A 16,613-nucleotide genomic window follows, 5' to 3' on the forward strand; every position below is an offset into this window, starting at 1 on the left:
AAGATGGCAAAAGAAATGAGACAGCTAAGTGGGAGATCAACTGTCCCTAAAAGCCCGATTGGTTCAACTAATGATTGATGGGGATGAAAGAAAACCCCCATCAATCAAAGTTTCACTTTATAGTAGAATAACTTCTTCTGTGTTAGAATTTCATCTGATATGAAAAAAATAGAGAAGAAAGAATAAATTTGAATGTACGTAAGAATAAAGGTTTGGGAGAAAAGTTAAGTCTATTTCATTTAATAAGCTTTCTGTTGGAAACAGGAAGAACATTAAATATAGTAATCATAAATTCTTTGCGAGCTACAGGAGATGCTAGTTTCCCAGTAGCAATGGGTGCGTTGTCCATGGTTATGATGAGTCTACCTTTAGGCTATTTCTTTGTCTTCGTGCTGTATATGGGTCTTATAGGGATATGGGCTCGCGGAATTATCATGTTCTTCCGGTGGAGGAGCAGAAAGTGGGAACGATACTCATTAATTGAAAATCAAACCGAAAAAATAGGTCAAATAGAGAGCCGGACGCTATAAGTCTAGGCTCTTTTTTCTATTTCCAATACTAGGGCATTATGTTTAAATTAAATCATAGACAAGCAGGGGGTGAAAGGATGAATGAATCTCCTAATTTACCATTTATGCAGATATTAATGGAAGGAATTCAGGATATGGTATTTGTTGTCCAAATGGATGACGATAACCAATTTCGCTATCAATTTATGAATAGTGCTGTTCTCTCCCGTTTTCATTCACAAGTAAATCCTATCAATAAAACCTTTCGTGAATTATTCTCACAAGAACTTTCCGAGGAATTAGAAAGACAATATAAAAAAGCCTTTATACAAAAAGAAATAATTTCATTTCAGTCTGTTATTTATGATTCAAAGGGCAAAAAGCATCAATATACAGAAACAAGATTGACACCTATTATAGAACAAGATGGAAGCTGTAGGTATGTAGTCGGAATAGCGAAGGATATTACAGAAGAAAAAAAGACACATAAACTGTTGGAGGAAAAACATCTTCAACAACTTTCCTTGTATGAGAATAATCCGGATGCCATTTTTACTATAGATTTAGCTGGTTTTATTCAGAATGTAAATGAGATGGCAAGTCAGCTATCTGGTTATATGAAGAAAAATCTGCTCGGTTCTTTCTTTTTTAATTACATAGACAAAGAAGATAGAGAGGATGCATATTCGTTTTTCAAGGATACCTTTCATAAACCAACCAAGAGCTTTCGATTTAATTTTGTGAATTCCAGGAATGAAAAAATTGGGTCACTTATACAATTTGTGCCTATTAAAAGTTCCAATAGAATACTTGGCTTTTTTGTGATGGTAAAAGATATGCGTGAAATGGACAAGCTAGCAGACCAATACATCGAAGTAGAGAAGAACTTTCGAGTAATAGCAGAAAATGTTCAAGAGGTAATTGTGTTAATGAACGACCAAAAGGAATGTCTATATATCTCTCCATCTAGTAAAAAAATGTTAGATTTGACTGAAGATGAAATAAGAAATAGGTATCTCCCTATTAATGTTCATCCTCAGTATAAAGAGAAGGTAGAAACTGAATTTGCATCCTCCATTAAAGATGGGAAGCCATATAGCATGCAGCTACAGTTGAAACATAGGGACAAAGGGTGGATTTGGACTGAATTGACAGGAACTCCTGTGTTCAATGAGCAACATATATTTCGACATATGGTCCTTGTAATCCGTGACATCACCTCTCAAAAGAAAAATGAAGATCAGTTGCAGTATTTTGCCTATCATGACTCGTTGACAGGTCTAGCAAATAGAAGATACTTGCAGGATAAATTAACGGAAATGATTGGAAGAAAAGAAAAAGAGGGAATCAATTATGCTGTCATCTTGTTAGATATCGATGACTTTAAATCTATTAATGATACATATGGGCATGAGGCTGGTGATTCTGTCATCTTAGAATTTGGGAAAAGACTTAAAGAAATCGCACCAGAACGAGGACTAGTTGCAAGACTTGGCGGCGATGAATTTATTATATGTGTTGAGCAAATGGAGAGAGCGGAGCTAGAGGATTTAGTGGAACAGATTGTGAGTTCCATCGGTGCTCCTTGGGAAATAGGTGGAGACACACATACGATCACTACGAGCATAGGCATTGCCGTAGCAGAGGAAGAAAATCTTTCGTCCACCGAGATATTAAAAATGGCAGACGAGGCTATGTACGAAGCTAAAAATGCAGGGAAAAATGTGTATCAAATTTATTATGCATAATAAATATGCTATATGGAGGCATTCCGCTCGAACGAATAGTAACAAACAAAGGGGGTGTCCTATAAGTGAAAGCTTATGGGACACCCCTTCCTTCTTTAATAGATATCTACTATGTATTATTCCTCCTGTGGCGATCGTATCAAAGTGCCACCATCCTCGTTGCGAAAGTGCCGTCTCAGAATGACTTTTCAGACGACCCCATTGTCTGTAAAGCTGTGGTTTGTTGAATTAGATCTCACTTTACTTAAAGACTTAGAGAGTCAGCTCTTCGAGAAAGAGGTTAAATCGGTGAAAGCTCTGTATCTCTAATTTGAAGCTTACTTAGCTGTTCCAAAGCTTTTTGAAGTATTGGAATATCTTGAACTAATGCTATTCGTACATGTCCTTCACCAGCAGAACCGAATACAGTCCCAGGAACCAGAACAACACCTGCTTGTTTAATTACCTCGAAAGCAAAATCTTTATCGTTTAGAGAGTAAGGATACTTAGCCCAAACGAACATGCCGCCTTCTGAAGGTGCAACTGTCCAGCCTAAGTCTCTCAAGCCGGTCATCAGCACATGATGCCTAGCTGCAAAGGTTTCTCTTAGTTTATCGGTAATAGCCTCTGCATTATTCAATGCAACAATCCCAGCTTCTTGTATAGGTGCGTATATACCGAAATCTAGGTTAGATTTCAGCTGCTTCATAATACTGATCATTTCTGCATTCCCGGCAATATAAGCGATTCTTGCGCCTGCTAAACTAAAGCTTTTAGAAAGGGAGTTAATCTCCATCCCTACTTCCATTGCTCCCGGCGTAGAGAGAAAGCTGAAAGGGCCGTCTCCGTTAAAATAAAATTCAGAGTATGCCGCATCATGTAACACAATAATATTATATGTCTTTGCAAAGGCTACTACTTGCTCAAAAAACTCTCGATTCGGCATTGCAGGAACCGGATTTCCCGGAAGATTTAAGATCAAAAGCTTTGCTTTCAAGGCGATCTCTTCTGGGATAGCCGCTAGGTCTGGTAAATAACCATTTTCTTCAACTAGATTCATAAAATAAGGAGTGGCTCCGGCTAGCTTTATCCCAGCATCGTACGCTACATAGCCGGGGTTGGTAGTGAGAATAATGTCTCCTTCATCACAAAAGGCTATTGGAAGATGTACTAAGCCTTCCTGTGAGCCCATCGTTTGAACGATTTCTGTTTGTGGATTAAGTTCAATTTGATAGCATCGTTTATAGTAATTGGCAACTGCCTCATAAAATCTACTTGTTCCAGATAGTGTGTAGCCATAGGATGTTTCTAAATAGCTCTGTTCGGAAAGCACCTTTCTTATTTCCTCTGTGGGTGGTATATCTGGACTTCCTAAGCTTAAATCATATATATCATATCCAGCAGCTTTTTTCCTGGCAGCTGCAGCTTTTAAATCTCCAAAGATAGCAGGCTCAAATCGACTCATTTTAAGGGAAGGCTTAATAATCAACCTAGTCACTCCTATTCCAACCGAATTTTTATGTACCATATTAGCATAAAAACTATCAATTTTGTGATAAATATATTAAAAGAATAAAAAAATGACCTGCCATCTACTTTATATTGGCAGGTCATCATATTATTGGGTGGCTAGAGGGTCCTCTTTTTCAATTTTCTTCTTTGTTTCTTCTTTTAAGACTCCATCTCTCATGACAAATACTTTGTCGCAAAAGTCGATGAGTCGAGTATCATGCGTAACGACAATAGTTGTAGTTTGGTTATTTTCTGTTTCTTTTTTTAGTAGCTTCATAACCTCATATGCTCTTTCCGAATCAAGAGAGGCTGTTGGCTCATCCGCTAACAGGATGGAAGGCTTGCTATATAATGCCTTTGCAATGGCCACCCTTTGACGCTCTCCCCCGGATAAATCAGAAGGGTACTTCTTTCTTAGCTCAGTAATTCCAAGGTTATCGTAAAGCTTTTTTAATTCGCTCTTATTCATATTCTCATTCTTCACACGATCTAAAAGCTTCATCTGGTTATCAACAGTAAGGAATGGAACCAAGTTGGAGGCTTGTAGAATAAAGCCGATTTCCTTAAGCCGAATTTTCGACCGCTTCTTTTCATTTAACTGTGATAAGTTATGACCGTTTATAATGATTTCCCCCTCCGAAGGAGTTTGAAGCCCTCCTGCTATGGTGAGAAAGGTACTCTTGCCAGAACCAGAGGGCCCAATTACGGCAATGAGCTCCCCTTTATTTGCGGTAAAATGAGTCTCCTTCAATGCCTCTACTTTTTTGTGACCGGTGCCAAAGGTTTTTTGGACACCCTCTAATTTTAAAATTGCCATGCTGTTAACCTCCTATCGCTTTTAAGGGATCTACTTTCACAATGGTTAATACAGAAAATACAGCTCCAAGAATTGCAACAATAACTAATACCACTCCATATAAGATCATTGTTCCGAAGTCAAAAGAAACTGGGACTTCGTTTGGAAGGAATTTTCCTGTCAAAATAGTTAAGCCAAACCCAATTGTCACTCCGATGAAGGCTAGTAAAAACGTTTGTGCTATGACAGAGATGGATAGGTAAGTATTCGATATCCCTTGTGCCTTCATAACACCGAACATACTAATTTTTTGTACGGTAAGTACGTACAAAAAGATGGCAACAATAATGGAGGAAATCGCAAATAAAAAGTAAATCATAAAATTCAAAGTGAGAGACTGTTCTGTATAACCGGGAAGACTTTCGATAAAGCTTTCAATCTCGATAATTTTTAATTCCTCATTAGGGGTAGAAACAGTCGAGAAGCTTTCATCTGACACAACAATGCCATTAATCATATCCTTGTTTGCATCAGCTCCTTCACCAAACTTAACCTTTTGCAGCGTAACTAAATCTGTATACAAAACAGGTGCAGCATTGAAACGAGAGCTGTCTGTAAAACCGACTATGGTTAATACTTCGTCCGAGGTTGCTAACTCTAATTCATCACCAATAGAAAATCCTTCATCCTTTAAGGAGTCACTTGCTATTACTTCGTTCTCCTTAGTGAACTCTTCTCCATCTGTAACGTTAGGCATAATAAATTCTTCCTTGTCTATTCCGAAAATAGCTACATTCTGTTTGGAATCCCCATTGGAGGCAATGGCGTTTATCTGCCCGAGCACAGCTAATTCATTTGCTTCTACATTAGCTGTTTCTTCTTTGGAGAAAGAGGATTGCGGTAGACTCTTATCGGATTCTTCTGTAAGAATAATAGCGGTGGCATTCCATTTATCCACGGCTTCTCGATTCAAATTTGCTAAACCGGTGGCTAGACCGGACAAGAAAAAGACTAAGTAGGCTACTAGCATTAGGACTCCAATAATTAAAATAAATCGTAACTTGTTCTTCTTGATTTCATTCCATGCTAAAAACATAAAGGCTCACATCCATATAATTTATTTAAAGCTGAATGGCAGTTTGATACAGCTCATCAGCAGTAAAAGCCACATTATTCGTATCTGTTGAAATGCTATTGATGACTTGAACAAGCTCTGTGATTTTTCCTTCTATCTCATCTATATAGGTATTATTTTCTTCTATAGAGCTGAAAATTTGATTGAATCTTTTATTTGTTTCTTTTGAGCTTTCTAGCCCGACTTCTACACTCCTCTTCATAAAAGTAATAGTGGTTCCGGCATCATTGGTTAGTTTTGTGGAATTATGAACTAAGTTGGTAATTTGACTAACAGAGCTTTTAGACTGTTCTGCTAGCTTTCTTACCTCTTGGGCTACTACAGCAAAGCCTTTTCCATGTTCACCTGCCCTAGCAGCCTCTATAGAAGCGTTTAAGGCTAATAGATTTGTTTGCTCTGCTATTTGCTTTACAAGGCTAATAATTTGAGAAATCTCCTGAGAGGATTGCTGAAGGTCGCCAATCATATCAACCATCGAATCAGTGTTGGATGAAACTGCCTCCATTTGAAGCTGTAAGTGTTCAATTAACTTAGTACCGTCAGTGGCATCAGCCTGAATTCCTTTACCTCTTAAAAGATTTTGTTTAACTGTTTCTCTAATGGTAGAAGCATTTATCTCTACTTGCTTGATAGTAGTCGTTGTTTCTTCTGTAAGGCTTGCAAGGTTTTCGCATATAGCAGAGATATTGCTTTTCAGCTCTGCTTTTACTAGATCATATTGCTGCTTCCTAAGCTTTTCATTTTCCTTTTCGTATTCTTCTAATACTATTTGCATTTCAAAGTTAATGAGCTTGGAGACAGTTTGGATTGTCTTCTCCTTCAAACGAAAGCTGGTAACTTCTTTGTTAATTAAAGAAATAATTATATGTTGGATTTGGTGGAAGGTTCCCATATACCACTTAGGCTCTAGCCCAATTTTAAAATGCATTTGGGCAATCTTTCTTTTTTTCTCAATAGTTTGTTCTGTGACATTTCCACTAAACATGTCAATCATATAGGCACCGACAGTTTGTTTTAAACGCTCAATTTTGGTTCTTTCCTCAATGATTCTTTTTAAAGAGGGGACAGCTAATACTCTTTCGTAGAAAACAGACACAATGTCGTCGATACCCTTTTCCACATATGGCTGAAACGTTTGAATGTAGTGGAAATCCTCTTTCGTTAGACCAATCAGGCTCATTTGTAATTGGAGCTCAGGATATTTGCTAAGTTCAATAACCGGTTCCTTATCATTCTTGTTTGTTTGCAGTTCGTTTTCTTCTTGCATCCATCTTCTGAATAAAAGCGACACTTTCCATTCCCCTTTTGTTAAAAAATTTATATTCTTCTTTATATTATTAGCATGGTGTAGAATTATTGTCAAATGTTTGTATAAAGTTAAAATAGATTGTTTGTATATCCTTTTAGGGAAGGCAAGGGAGCGGTAAATAAAATGGTGAATATACAGCCAGGGGAGAGGGCTTGGATATCAAGGATAAAGGAAAGAAAGAGTAATTTTACATATTGGATTAATAAGTGCTACAAGAAATATTCGGGTAAAAAGTTAAGTTATATGTAGTAGTTATACTTGAATAAGTCAGTTTTTCTTTCTATAATTGTCAAATAGTTGTATAATGTTTTGGAGAATGATTCATTTTGGAATATACACCTAGTTGGTGCTGAAAGGATGGGCATTTATGCAAGCGGGCTCAAGTGGCAATTATAATATACAGCAGGTGTCTAACGTTACAGGCTTGTCCAAGCAGGTAATACGGAAATGGGAAGAACGCTATAATCTTGTTCATCCTAAGAGGCTGGAAAATGGTTATAGAATATATAGCGAAGAAGATATCCGAAAGCTTTTAAAGGTAAAGGCTTTATCAGAACAGGGCTATTCGCTGAAGCAAGCTGCCATGCTTGTGGAGGAGGAACCTCCTGAAAGGGACGTGCAAGCTGAAACTGTTTCTGCTAAGTCGTTGCCAGACTTTAATGACTATGTTCTTCGTCTTCTAGAAAAGGGAACTACCTGCAATGAAATAGAATTAAATTATATTCTGCAACAGGCTTATCATCGATATGGCTTAGAGGATTTTTTAGCTCAGGTAGTACAGCCATTTCTCATCGAAGTGGGAAATAGGTGGGAAAAGGATGAATGGGATGAATACCAAGAGGCTGTATCCAGTATGGTGGTCCGGGATTATTTAGTGCAGATTAGACGCAATTTTAAATATCGAGATGATGCTCCCATAGTGATTGGTAGCTGCCTACCACATGAGGAGCATGAGGTTCCCATTCATATCCTATTGCTACAATTTATGATGAAGGGCTGGAAATCGATTCTAATTGGAGCGTCTCCTGCTCCTGGTTCTATAGAATCGATGGTAGAAAAAATCAAGCCTCAGCTTGTCCTTCTATCTGCAACTACTACTATTCCATTCGAAAGGAATCCCAAGCTGTTAGCTGGTTTGGATCAGTTTGCAGAACAGCACCCGCATATTGAATTTTATATTGGTGGGGCTGGAGCCATACAATACTTTGCTTGTAAGAATTTGAAGCATATCCGTTTGGCCAACTCTATGGAGGAAGTATTAGAGAATAGAAAGAAATATTTATGAGCTAAGGGCCGTTCTGAAAAGTCATTTTTAGAGGGACCTTTGCGACTCCTGCGGGAGCAAGGTGGTAGGCAAGACAGTACGACAACACGCGTAAGGGTTGGGTGCTGGCTTATTTTAGGGAGGGAAAACTAAGAACGTTACTTCGTGTGACAACGTTTTCCTGACCAACATCCTGTTGGCAAAAGCGTCAAATGGAAAAGAGAACCTGAGTCTCCAGAATAGATTAGCACTTATGATAGCATCGTAAGTGCTAATTTTTATTTATCGCAACTACTTTTTATTATCTATGGTATTACATCTCTAGATCAATTGAATACTGACTTACGGAGAATGAGTAATCCGGTTATTTCCTCTATGTATGTTAAAGCGGCTATTGATACCTGTACAGTTCTTAGTGGGGGTAAAAAGATAGTAGAATATTAGAAAAAATGTGGTATGATTAAATTAGTAACAGGTGCTAATAACAGGTATGAAAATAGGGGGATTCATGATGAAGGATCTTATTCAGTTAAAGGATAAAAATATAGTGGTGATGGGTGTAGCAAACGAGCGCAGCCTTGCATGGGGAGTCGCGAAATCTCTTGTTGGGGTTGGGGCAAACGTTATTTTTACATACCGTAAAGAAAGATCTCTGGGAAAAATAGAAAAGCTAGTGAAGGATCACGAGCTTGGAGATGTCTTAGTGGTTGAGTGTGATGTGAATAGTGATGAAAGTATGAAAGCTGCCTTTGAAAAAATTGGGGCAGAAGTTGGGGTCATCCACGGAGTTGTTCATTCTGTTGCCTTTGCCCATGCAGAGGATTTAAAGGGAGACTTTGTACAAACGAGCAGAGAAGGCTATGCGTTTGCTCAAGATACAAGTGCTTATTCTTTAATAGCAACAGCACGAGAGGCGGCACCGTTCATGACAGAGGGTGGCTCCATTGTTACAATGAGCTACCTTGGAGCAGAAAGAGTACTAGAAGGCTATAATGTAATGGGAGTGGCTAAAGCCGCATTAGAATCAGCGGTAAAATATTTAGCTTTTGACTTGGGTAAGCAGAATATCCGAGTGAATGCTATTTCTGCTGGTGCTGTTAGAACATTGGCTGCTAAAGGAGTTCCTTCGTTTAATACAATTCTGAAGAAGATTGAAGAAACCTCTCCATTAAAAAGAAATGTTACACAAGAAGAAGTTGGAGACATGACAGTTGGTCTGCTCGGACATTTATCACGAGGAGTCACTGGAGAAATTGTGTATGTAGATTCTGGATATCATATTATGGGTTAAAGTATTGGCTGTCCTCTATTGCTTAGAGGATGGCTTTTTCTATTTAAGAGAGCTATTTCTTGGAATTATGATAAAAAAAGTTTTAGGAGTACGGAGGAGGGTATTTGAACAACAAATGATTCTGTAGGAGGTATATATAGTGGACAAGCATGTAAATGAAAATAGCAAAAATGAACAGTTAGAGAAATTTAGAGTCGTTGATAAGGATCAGGCGATGACAACGAACCAAGGATTGAAGGTTTCAGAGGATGAATTCTCCTTGAAGGCTGGGGAGCGAGGTCCAACCTTGATGGAGGATTTTCATTTTCGTGAAAAAATGACGCACTTCGACCATGAGCGTATACCTGAGAGAATCGTTCATGCAAGAGGCTTTGCAGCTCATGGAGTATTCGAGGTTTATGAGTCGATGAAGCCATATACGAAAGCAAAGTTCTTGCAAAATCCAGGTTCTAAAACGCCAGTTTTCGTTAGATTTTCCACGGTAGCTGGATCTAGAGGCTCAGGAGAGCTGGCACGCGATGCTCGTGGCTTTGCAACAAAGTTTTACACGGAGGAAGGGAACTATGACTTAGTAGGAAATAACATACCGGTTTTCTTTATACAAGACGCTATCAAGTTTCCAGATTTAATTCATGCCCTTAAACCAGAGCCGCATAACGAAATACCACAGGCTGCATCCGCGCATGATACATTCTGGGATTTTGTGGCCAATAATCAGGAAACAGCGCATATGATTATGTGGGCGATGTCAGACCGTGCAATCCCTCGTAGCTTCCGTATGATGGAGGGCTTTGGTGTGAACACCTTCCGTTTTGTAAATGAAGAAGGAAAGTCTCACTTTGTGAAATTCCATTGGAAGCCTCTCTTAGGAACACATTCTGTTGTTTGGGATGAAGCACAGAAGATAAACGGAAAGGATCCTGACTTCCATAGACGAGATCTATATGAATCGATTGAGAATGGAGACTTTCCAGAATATGAATTAGGTGTACAGCTAATCGCAGAAGAGGACGAGTTCGCATTTGATTTCGATCTTCTAGACCCTACGAAAATATGGCCGGAGGAAGATGTGCCGGTGAAAATTATTGGGAAAATGACATTAAATCGAAATGTGGACAATGTGTTCGCAGAAACGGAGCAAGTAGCATTTCATCCAGGGCACGTAGTACCTGGTATTGATTTTACTAACGATCCGCTACTGCAAGGTAGATTGTTCTCTTACACAGATACACAGCTTCTCCGTCTTGGGGGCCCTAACTTCCATGAAATCCCGATTAACCGTCCGGTTTGTCCTTTCCATAACAACCAAAGAGACGGATTTGGTAGACAGACGATTAATGTAGGACGAGTAAGCTACCATAAAAACTCCCTAGCAGGGAATACGCCTACACCAGTAAGTGCTGAAGAGGGCGGTTACACACACTACCAAGAAAAAATAGATGCTCGCAAGGTAAGGGCAAGAAGCGAAAGCTTTAAAGATCATTTCTCCCAAGCGACTTTGTTCTGGAATAGTATGAGTAAGCCGGAGAAAGAGCATATCATAGAGGCATTTAGCTTCGAGCTAGGAAAGTGTAAGGAAAAGTCTATAAGAGTTCAAGTAATTGAAATGATTGCAAATATAGACTTTGATCTTGCTAGTAAGGTGGCAGAAAATTTAGGTCTTGTGGTACAAGGCACTGTTGAAAAATCCAATACGAAAACCTCTCCAGCATTAAGTCAGTTAAATACTGTGATGAAGCCAGATACTAGAAAAATAGCAGTCTTAGTAGGGGATGGATTCGATGAAGGGTTATTGGAGGTATTAGACGGACTCAAAGCAAAAGGAACAATGCCAGAGGTAGTAAGTGATCATGCTGGTACAGTTAAAGGTGTGGGTGGCTCTACACTAGAAGTTGACCATACTTTCCTTACGGCAGATTCTGTGTTGTTTGATGCTGTCTATATCGTTAGTGATAAGGGAATGACCCCGATGTTTAAGAAGCAAGCCATGCTATTCATTCAAGAGGCGTATACTCACTACAAGCCGATAGGCTCCTCCTTTAGCGGAGATCAAGTCATAACAGATCTTCATTTAGATGGACAAGTGGGTGTATTTACGAGCGAAAAAGGAATTACCTTTGTAGATACTTTTATCCAAGCGATAGCGAAGCACCGCTTCTGGGATAGAGCGGTATAGAAAGAAATAGATTGCTAAACAAAGAGATAGGAATAGGGTGTCCAAAGTTATTACTTTTGGGCACCCTTTTGGGTTAGGCGAGGTGTTCAAGTATATTCATTTTAACAATGGGAGAATAATGAATAAGGAATGGGGGTAATCATGTGCGATATGTAATTATTGGTGGGGATGCAGCAGGAATGAGTGCGGCAATGGAAATTGTCCGTAATGATCCTACGGCGGAAATTACTACACTTGAAAGAGGCCAAATCTATTCTTATGGACAGTGTGGTCTACCATACGTAGTAGGTGGTCTTATTCCAGATACCGGGGACTTAATTGCCAGAACGGTAGAAACTTTTCGAGAGAAATATGGAATAGATGCAAGGGTTAGACATAAGGTGACAGGCGTAAATCCTGATAAGAAGACCGTTGAAGGGACAAATTTACTTACAGGAGAGAGCTTTGAATACTCTTATGATCGATTGTTAATTGCAACAGGGGCAAGGCCAGTAATTCCCCATTGGAGTGGCTACCAGCTTGAGGGTGTACATACGATTAAAACAATCCCGAGTGCGGAAGCCATTATAAAGGATTTAGAATTAGTAAAGCAGGTTACCATTATTGGTGGTGGATATGTAGGATTAGAAATGGCAGAGAACTTTGTGAGCGCAGGGAAAAAGGTCCGCATTATACAGCGTGGAGACCAGCTTGCGGATATCTTTGATTCTGATATGGCAGAGTTTGTTTATCAAGAGGCTATCAAGAATAAAATAGAGGTTATATTAGAGGAAGAAGTAGAAGCCTTTCAAGGAAATAAAAGAGTGGAAAAGGTAGTAACGGACAAAGGGGAATACGATACAGACATGGTGCTGGTAGCCGTTGGAGTAAAGCCTAACACAGGCTTTTTAAAGGATACAGGCATTACGCTACATTCGAATGGAGCAATTATTGTTAATCCATTCTTGGAAACAAATATTACCGATATATTTGCTGCTGGAGACTGTGCTACTCATTACCACAGAATCAAGCATTTAAATGACTATATACCACTAGGCACTACCGCTAATAAGCAAGGAAGACTAGCAGGGTTGAATATGATAGGAGTAAGTAAGGAGTTTAAGGGAGTGCTTGGTACATCCATTATGAAATTTTGTGATTTAAACCTGGGAAGAACGGGATTATCTGAAAAAGAGGCAGAACGAATAGGTATTGCTTACGAAGTGTATACCTTACAAGCAAATGACATAGCTGGTTATTATCCTGGGAAGGAATTGATGCAAATCAAGCTACTCTGTCAGAAGGAATCTAAGCTCCTACTGGGAGGGCAAATCATTGGCGGTAATGGTGTTGATAAAAGGACAGACGTGCTAGCAATGGCTTTATTTCATGAAATGTCCTTGTACGATTTAGTTGATATGGACCTTTCTTATTCTCCGCCTTTCAATGGTGTTTGGGACCCCCTTCAGCAATTGGCTAGAAAGGAATCAAAAAATTTAAGTATTGACTAAATTTAACATAATGGCATATACTATAAAAAATTTAATTGGACATAATCAGCAAGGAAAAGGACAAGAATCATTTCTTCGCTTTCTGGAAAGAGAACAGGGTCATCGGCTGAAAGCCCTTCAGAAATAAGAGTGATTTACCACCTTGGAGCTATTACGGGAAAATGATAACCGTAATCGGGAAACCGTTATCTTATTTGAGTGCAGCTACTTTACGCTGCGAAATTAGGGTGGAACCACGACCACATTCGTCCCTTATATGGGATGGGTGTGGTCTTTTTTTATGTAAATATGAAATGCAACGATAAGGATATGAGTAAATCATACTTTTCTTTACAGAGACCAGGGACACAGGCTGAAATCCCTGAGGAAAGTAGACTAACTTACCACCTTGGAGCAGTTGCAGGGAAAGCTTACTGGCGATTATCTGTAACCGGGAAACCGTTATCTTACTTGAGTGCAGCCTTCATTATGCTGCAAAATTAGGGTGGAACCACGACCACATTCGTCCCTTGTACGGGATGAGTGTGGTCTTTTATTATTCATAAATCGGGAGGAATTAACAATGTCAGTAAAAGCAGAGGAAAGGCTAAGTCATCAAAAGCTAGGCCAACAATTAGAATTATTTATGTCTATGGAAGAGGCACCAGGAATGCCGTTTTATCTTCCAAATGGGATGGTTTTGCGAAATCAATTAGAGAGTTTTTGGAAAGAAAAGCATAGGAAAGCGGGCTACCAGGAGATAAAAACACCGATTATGATGAAACAGGAGTTGTGGGAGAAATCAGGGCATTGGGATCATTACCATAAAAATATGTACTTTTCAGATGTGGATGACCAAAAGTATGCGATCAAACCTATGAATTGCCCTGGTGCAGTGCTGATTTTTAACAGTAAGCGAAGAGGTTATCGTGAGTTGCCACTTCGTTATGCAGAGCTTGGTCTGGTTCACCGCCATGAGCTGTCCGGGTCATTGAATGGATTGCTGAGAGTCCGTGCTTTTACTCAGGATGATGCACATCTCTTTGTACTAGAGAGTCAAATAGAAGAGGAAATCGCAAAGGTACTAGAGTTAGTGGATGAGTTCTATTCAGCATTTGGTTTTAGCTACAAAGTTGAGTTGTCTACACGACCTGAAGATTACATGGGATCATTAGATAATTGGAATCAAGCAGAGCAGGCATTAGAAAACGTTTTGCAACAACGACATGTGGAGTATCAAGTAAATGAAGGAGATGGAGCCTTTTATGGACCGAAGATTGACTTTCATATCTACGACTCGGTGGGAAGAAGCTGGCAATGTGGAACAATACAGCTAGATTTTCAAATGCCAGAAAAGTTTGACTGTAAGTACGTAGATGAGCATAATGAATTAAAACAGCCAATCATGATTCATAGGGCAATTTACGGCTCTATTGAACGGTTCATGGCGATTCTTTTAGAGCATTATCAAGGAAGCTTTCCACTTTGGCTCGCTCCTGTACAGGTAAAACTACTACCGATTTCAGACCACCAAATCAACTATGCTAGAGAGATTAAGCAGCAGCTGGAGGATAAAGGTTATCGTGTAGAAATGGATGATCGTGTAGAAAAAATTGGACTGAAAATAAGGGAGGCAGCTCTTCAAAAGCACCCGTATATGCTGATTATTGGGGACCAAGAAGTAGAAAAGAATGTGGTTTCTGTGCGAAAGCATAAGGAGGGGAGTATAGGAGAGATGGGGTTACATGAATTTCTTCTACTTTTAAAGGATGAATTATAGGTAAAAAGATAGGGAGCTTATGAAACACAAGCTCCCTTACCTCAATAACGTACCCAGCTAAGTCCTATAGTTCCTTCTCCGGCATGAACGCCGACACAAGCGCTTAGGGGTATGACAATTACGTTTAGCTCTGGAAGCTCAGCTTGCAATTCTTCTTTCCAAGCTTGAGCATCTTTTAAGTTGTTGCAGTTAATCACAGCCACCTCAGGTACTTTGGCTATTTCCATGTCTTTTCTAAGTAGATCCGTTACATAGTTTTTCGCTCGTTTGGTTGAACGGACCTTTTCCTTCATGACAACCTTTCCGTTATCAAAGGAGATGACAAGCTTGATATTTAGTAGATTACTTAGAAAAGCAGCTGTTCCTGAAACACGACCACTTTTATGGAGCTGTGAAAGGCTGGATGGAATAAAGGAAAGCTCTGAGTTACGTGTCATACCCTCCAATGTAGAGAGCACTTCCTCCATAGAGCTTCCCTTTTCTATCATGCTTTGACCAGTCTCTAGCATTTTCACCATAGGATAAGAGCCTATCTTCGAATCTATAGCATATACCGGGAAGTTTGCTAGTTTAGATGCTGTTTGGGAACTATGAAATGTTCCTGATAGATCACTAGATACGTGAATTGCTATTGCGCAATCATAGCCTTGTGCCTTTAAATCCTCGTAAAGCTTCACCATCTCTCCGATGGGTGGCTGGGAGGTTTTAGGGTGAACTTTGGCAGTTCTCAATTTATGATAAAACTCATCACTAGTAAGGTCGATTGTTTCGCGATAAGCTTTTTCTTCAAAAATAATATTTAAGGGTAAGACATGAATTTGGTGTTTAGTGATGAACTCTTCGTCTAATAATGCTGCAGTATCAGTGATCCAAGCAATTTTTTTGGCATTAGTTGTCATTATGTCACCTCGGTGTAGAATAGTCTTATCCGCAATGTATAACAGAAATGTTCGAAGTCATAGTGTTACTTGTCATGTTTTGTCGAAATTTCGGAGTCTGAAACATAATTTGAACATAATTTGAACAAATTTTGGAGGGATTGACCATGAAGATACGGTTATTAGAAGTGCAAGATGCAGCGACATATTGGGAATTAAGGCTGGAAGCACTACAACAGAATCCGGAAGCATTTGGAAGCAGCTATGAGGAGGCTATTCAGCAAAAAGAACCAATTGAGAGAGTAAAAGTTAAATTTCAGACCGAAGGTAACTATAATTTCGGGGCATTTATAGATGATAGGCTAATAGGCAATGTGACGCTTGTTCAAGAATCCTTCCAGAAGATGAAGCATCGAGCCAATATATTTGCTATGTATGTAACGCCTTCCGCCCGTGGAACGGGTGCAGGAAAGGCTCTTTTGTTAAGAGCGATAGAGCATGCGAAGGAGAATGAAGAAATTGAACAAATTAATTTATCAGTCGTCACAAGCAATGAAATAGCAAAGAATCTCTATAAAAGTCTAGGATTTGAGGTTTTTGGAGAAGAAAAAAGAGCGCTGAAGGTAGGAAATCAATATTACGATGAACAGCATATGGTGTTGAGAATCAGATAACCTAAGTGGCGAGGATGCTTGCAAAATGACTAGAGACAGAATCATAAATTTGTGATTCTGTTTTTTACATAGGAATGATTTTGTGTATTTTGC

The 16,613-nt window shown here is 39.2% G+C and carries 12 protein-coding genes, 1 pseudogene and 1 other annotated feature; of the genes and pseudogenes, 8 read left to right on the top strand and 5 right to left on the bottom strand.

Translation table 11 applies throughout. The features are described from left to right. Positions 1 to 239: 239 nt before the first annotated feature. Both AC1ECF_RS10040 and AC1ECF_RS10045 read left to right on the top strand, forming a co-directional pair. Positions 240 to 530 (top strand): annotated as a pseudogene (locus AC1ECF_RS10040) (MATE family efflux transporter); the annotation flags it as partial. Between the two features lie 77 nt (positions 531 to 607). Then, complete coding sequence (locus AC1ECF_RS10045) at positions 608 to 2,257, top strand: diguanylate cyclase domain-containing protein (protein WP_480389280.1); 1,650 nt, start codon at positions 608 to 610, stop codon at positions 2,255 to 2,257. Positions 2,258 to 2,537: 280 nt separating this feature from the next. Here AC1ECF_RS10045 and AC1ECF_RS10050 read toward each other — a convergent pair whose 3' ends face one another. The 4 genes from AC1ECF_RS10050 to AC1ECF_RS10065 all read right to left on the bottom strand — a co-directional run bounded on the left by AC1ECF_RS10050 (position 2,538) and on the right by AC1ECF_RS10065 (position 6,970). Further along, positions 2,538 to 3,701 carry an aminotransferase class I/II-fold pyridoxal phosphate-dependent enzyme gene (locus AC1ECF_RS10050; protein ID WP_480389447.1) on the bottom strand — a complete coding sequence of 388 codons (1,164 nt, stop codon included), beginning with the start codon at positions 3,699 to 3,701 and terminating at the stop codon, positions 2,538 to 2,540. A gap of 153 nt (positions 3,702 to 3,854) precedes the next feature. Next, the gene (locus tag AC1ECF_RS10055; RefSeq protein ID WP_480389281.1) at positions 3,855 to 4,565 is read right to left on the bottom strand and encodes an ABC transporter ATP-binding protein; all 711 of its coding nucleotides are present in this window, start codon (positions 4,563 to 4,565) and stop codon (positions 3,855 to 3,857) included. A gap of 4 nt (positions 4,566 to 4,569) precedes the next feature. Further along, positions 4,570 to 5,640 carry an ABC transporter permease gene (locus AC1ECF_RS10060; protein WP_480389282.1) on the bottom strand — a complete coding sequence of 357 codons (1,071 nt, stop codon included), beginning with the start codon at positions 5,638 to 5,640 and terminating at the stop codon, positions 4,570 to 4,572. 25 nt (positions 5,641 to 5,665) lie between these two features. Continuing rightward, positions 5,666 to 6,970 (bottom strand): globin-coupled sensor protein, encoded by a 1,305-nt coding sequence (locus AC1ECF_RS10065; RefSeq protein WP_480389283.1) that lies wholly within the window; start codon positions 6,968 to 6,970, stop codon positions 5,666 to 5,668. Between the two features lie 385 nt (positions 6,971 to 7,355). Between AC1ECF_RS10065 and AC1ECF_RS10070 the strand changes: the two genes are divergently transcribed. From AC1ECF_RS10070 to thrS, 5 genes are all read left to right on the top strand, one after another. Further along, on the top strand, positions 7,356 to 8,273 hold the full coding sequence (locus tag AC1ECF_RS10070) for a MerR family transcriptional regulator (protein WP_480389284.1): 918 nt from the start codon (positions 7,356 to 7,358) through the stop codon (positions 8,271 to 8,273). 490 nt (positions 8,274 to 8,763) lie between these two features. Beyond that, positions 8,764 to 9,543 carry an enoyl-ACP reductase FabI gene (gene fabI / locus AC1ECF_RS10075; RefSeq protein WP_480389285.1) on the top strand — a complete coding sequence of 260 codons (780 nt, stop codon included), beginning with the start codon at positions 8,764 to 8,766 and terminating at the stop codon, positions 9,541 to 9,543. 136 nt (positions 9,544 to 9,679) lie between these two features. Continuing rightward, complete coding sequence (locus AC1ECF_RS10080) at positions 9,680 to 11,719, top strand: catalase (RefSeq protein WP_480389448.1); 2,040 nt, start codon at positions 9,680 to 9,682, stop codon at positions 11,717 to 11,719. 143 nt (positions 11,720 to 11,862) lie between these two features. Then, positions 11,863 to 13,209: a CoA-disulfide reductase gene (locus AC1ECF_RS10085; RefSeq protein WP_480389286.1), complete on the top strand. Its 1,347-nt coding sequence runs from the start codon at positions 11,863 to 11,865 to the stop codon at positions 13,207 to 13,209. Positions 13,210 to 13,498: 289 nt separating this feature from the next. Continuing rightward, positions 13,499 to 13,722 (top strand) — a binding site (T-box leader). A gap of 49 nt (positions 13,723 to 13,771) precedes the next feature. Beyond that, positions 13,772 to 14,968 (top strand): threonine--tRNA ligase, encoded by a 1,197-nt coding sequence (thrS, locus tag AC1ECF_RS10090; RefSeq protein ID WP_480389287.1) that lies wholly within the window; start codon positions 13,772 to 13,774, stop codon positions 14,966 to 14,968. 41 nt (positions 14,969 to 15,009) lie between these two features. Here thrS and AC1ECF_RS10095 read toward each other — a convergent pair whose 3' ends face one another. Then, on the bottom strand, positions 15,010 to 15,867 hold the full coding sequence (locus AC1ECF_RS10095) for a DegV family protein (protein ID WP_480389288.1): 858 nt from the start codon (positions 15,865 to 15,867) through the stop codon (positions 15,010 to 15,012). A 146-nt stretch (positions 15,868 to 16,013) separates the two neighbouring features. Between AC1ECF_RS10095 and AC1ECF_RS10100 the strand changes: the two genes are divergently transcribed. Beyond that, positions 16,014 to 16,520 carry a GNAT family N-acetyltransferase gene (locus tag AC1ECF_RS10100; protein ID WP_480389289.1) on the top strand — a complete coding sequence of 169 codons (507 nt, stop codon included), beginning with the start codon at positions 16,014 to 16,016 and terminating at the stop codon, positions 16,518 to 16,520. Positions 16,521 to 16,613: the final 93 nt, after the last annotated feature.

Source organism: Psychrobacillus sp. Z3-81 (assembly GCF_056620325.1).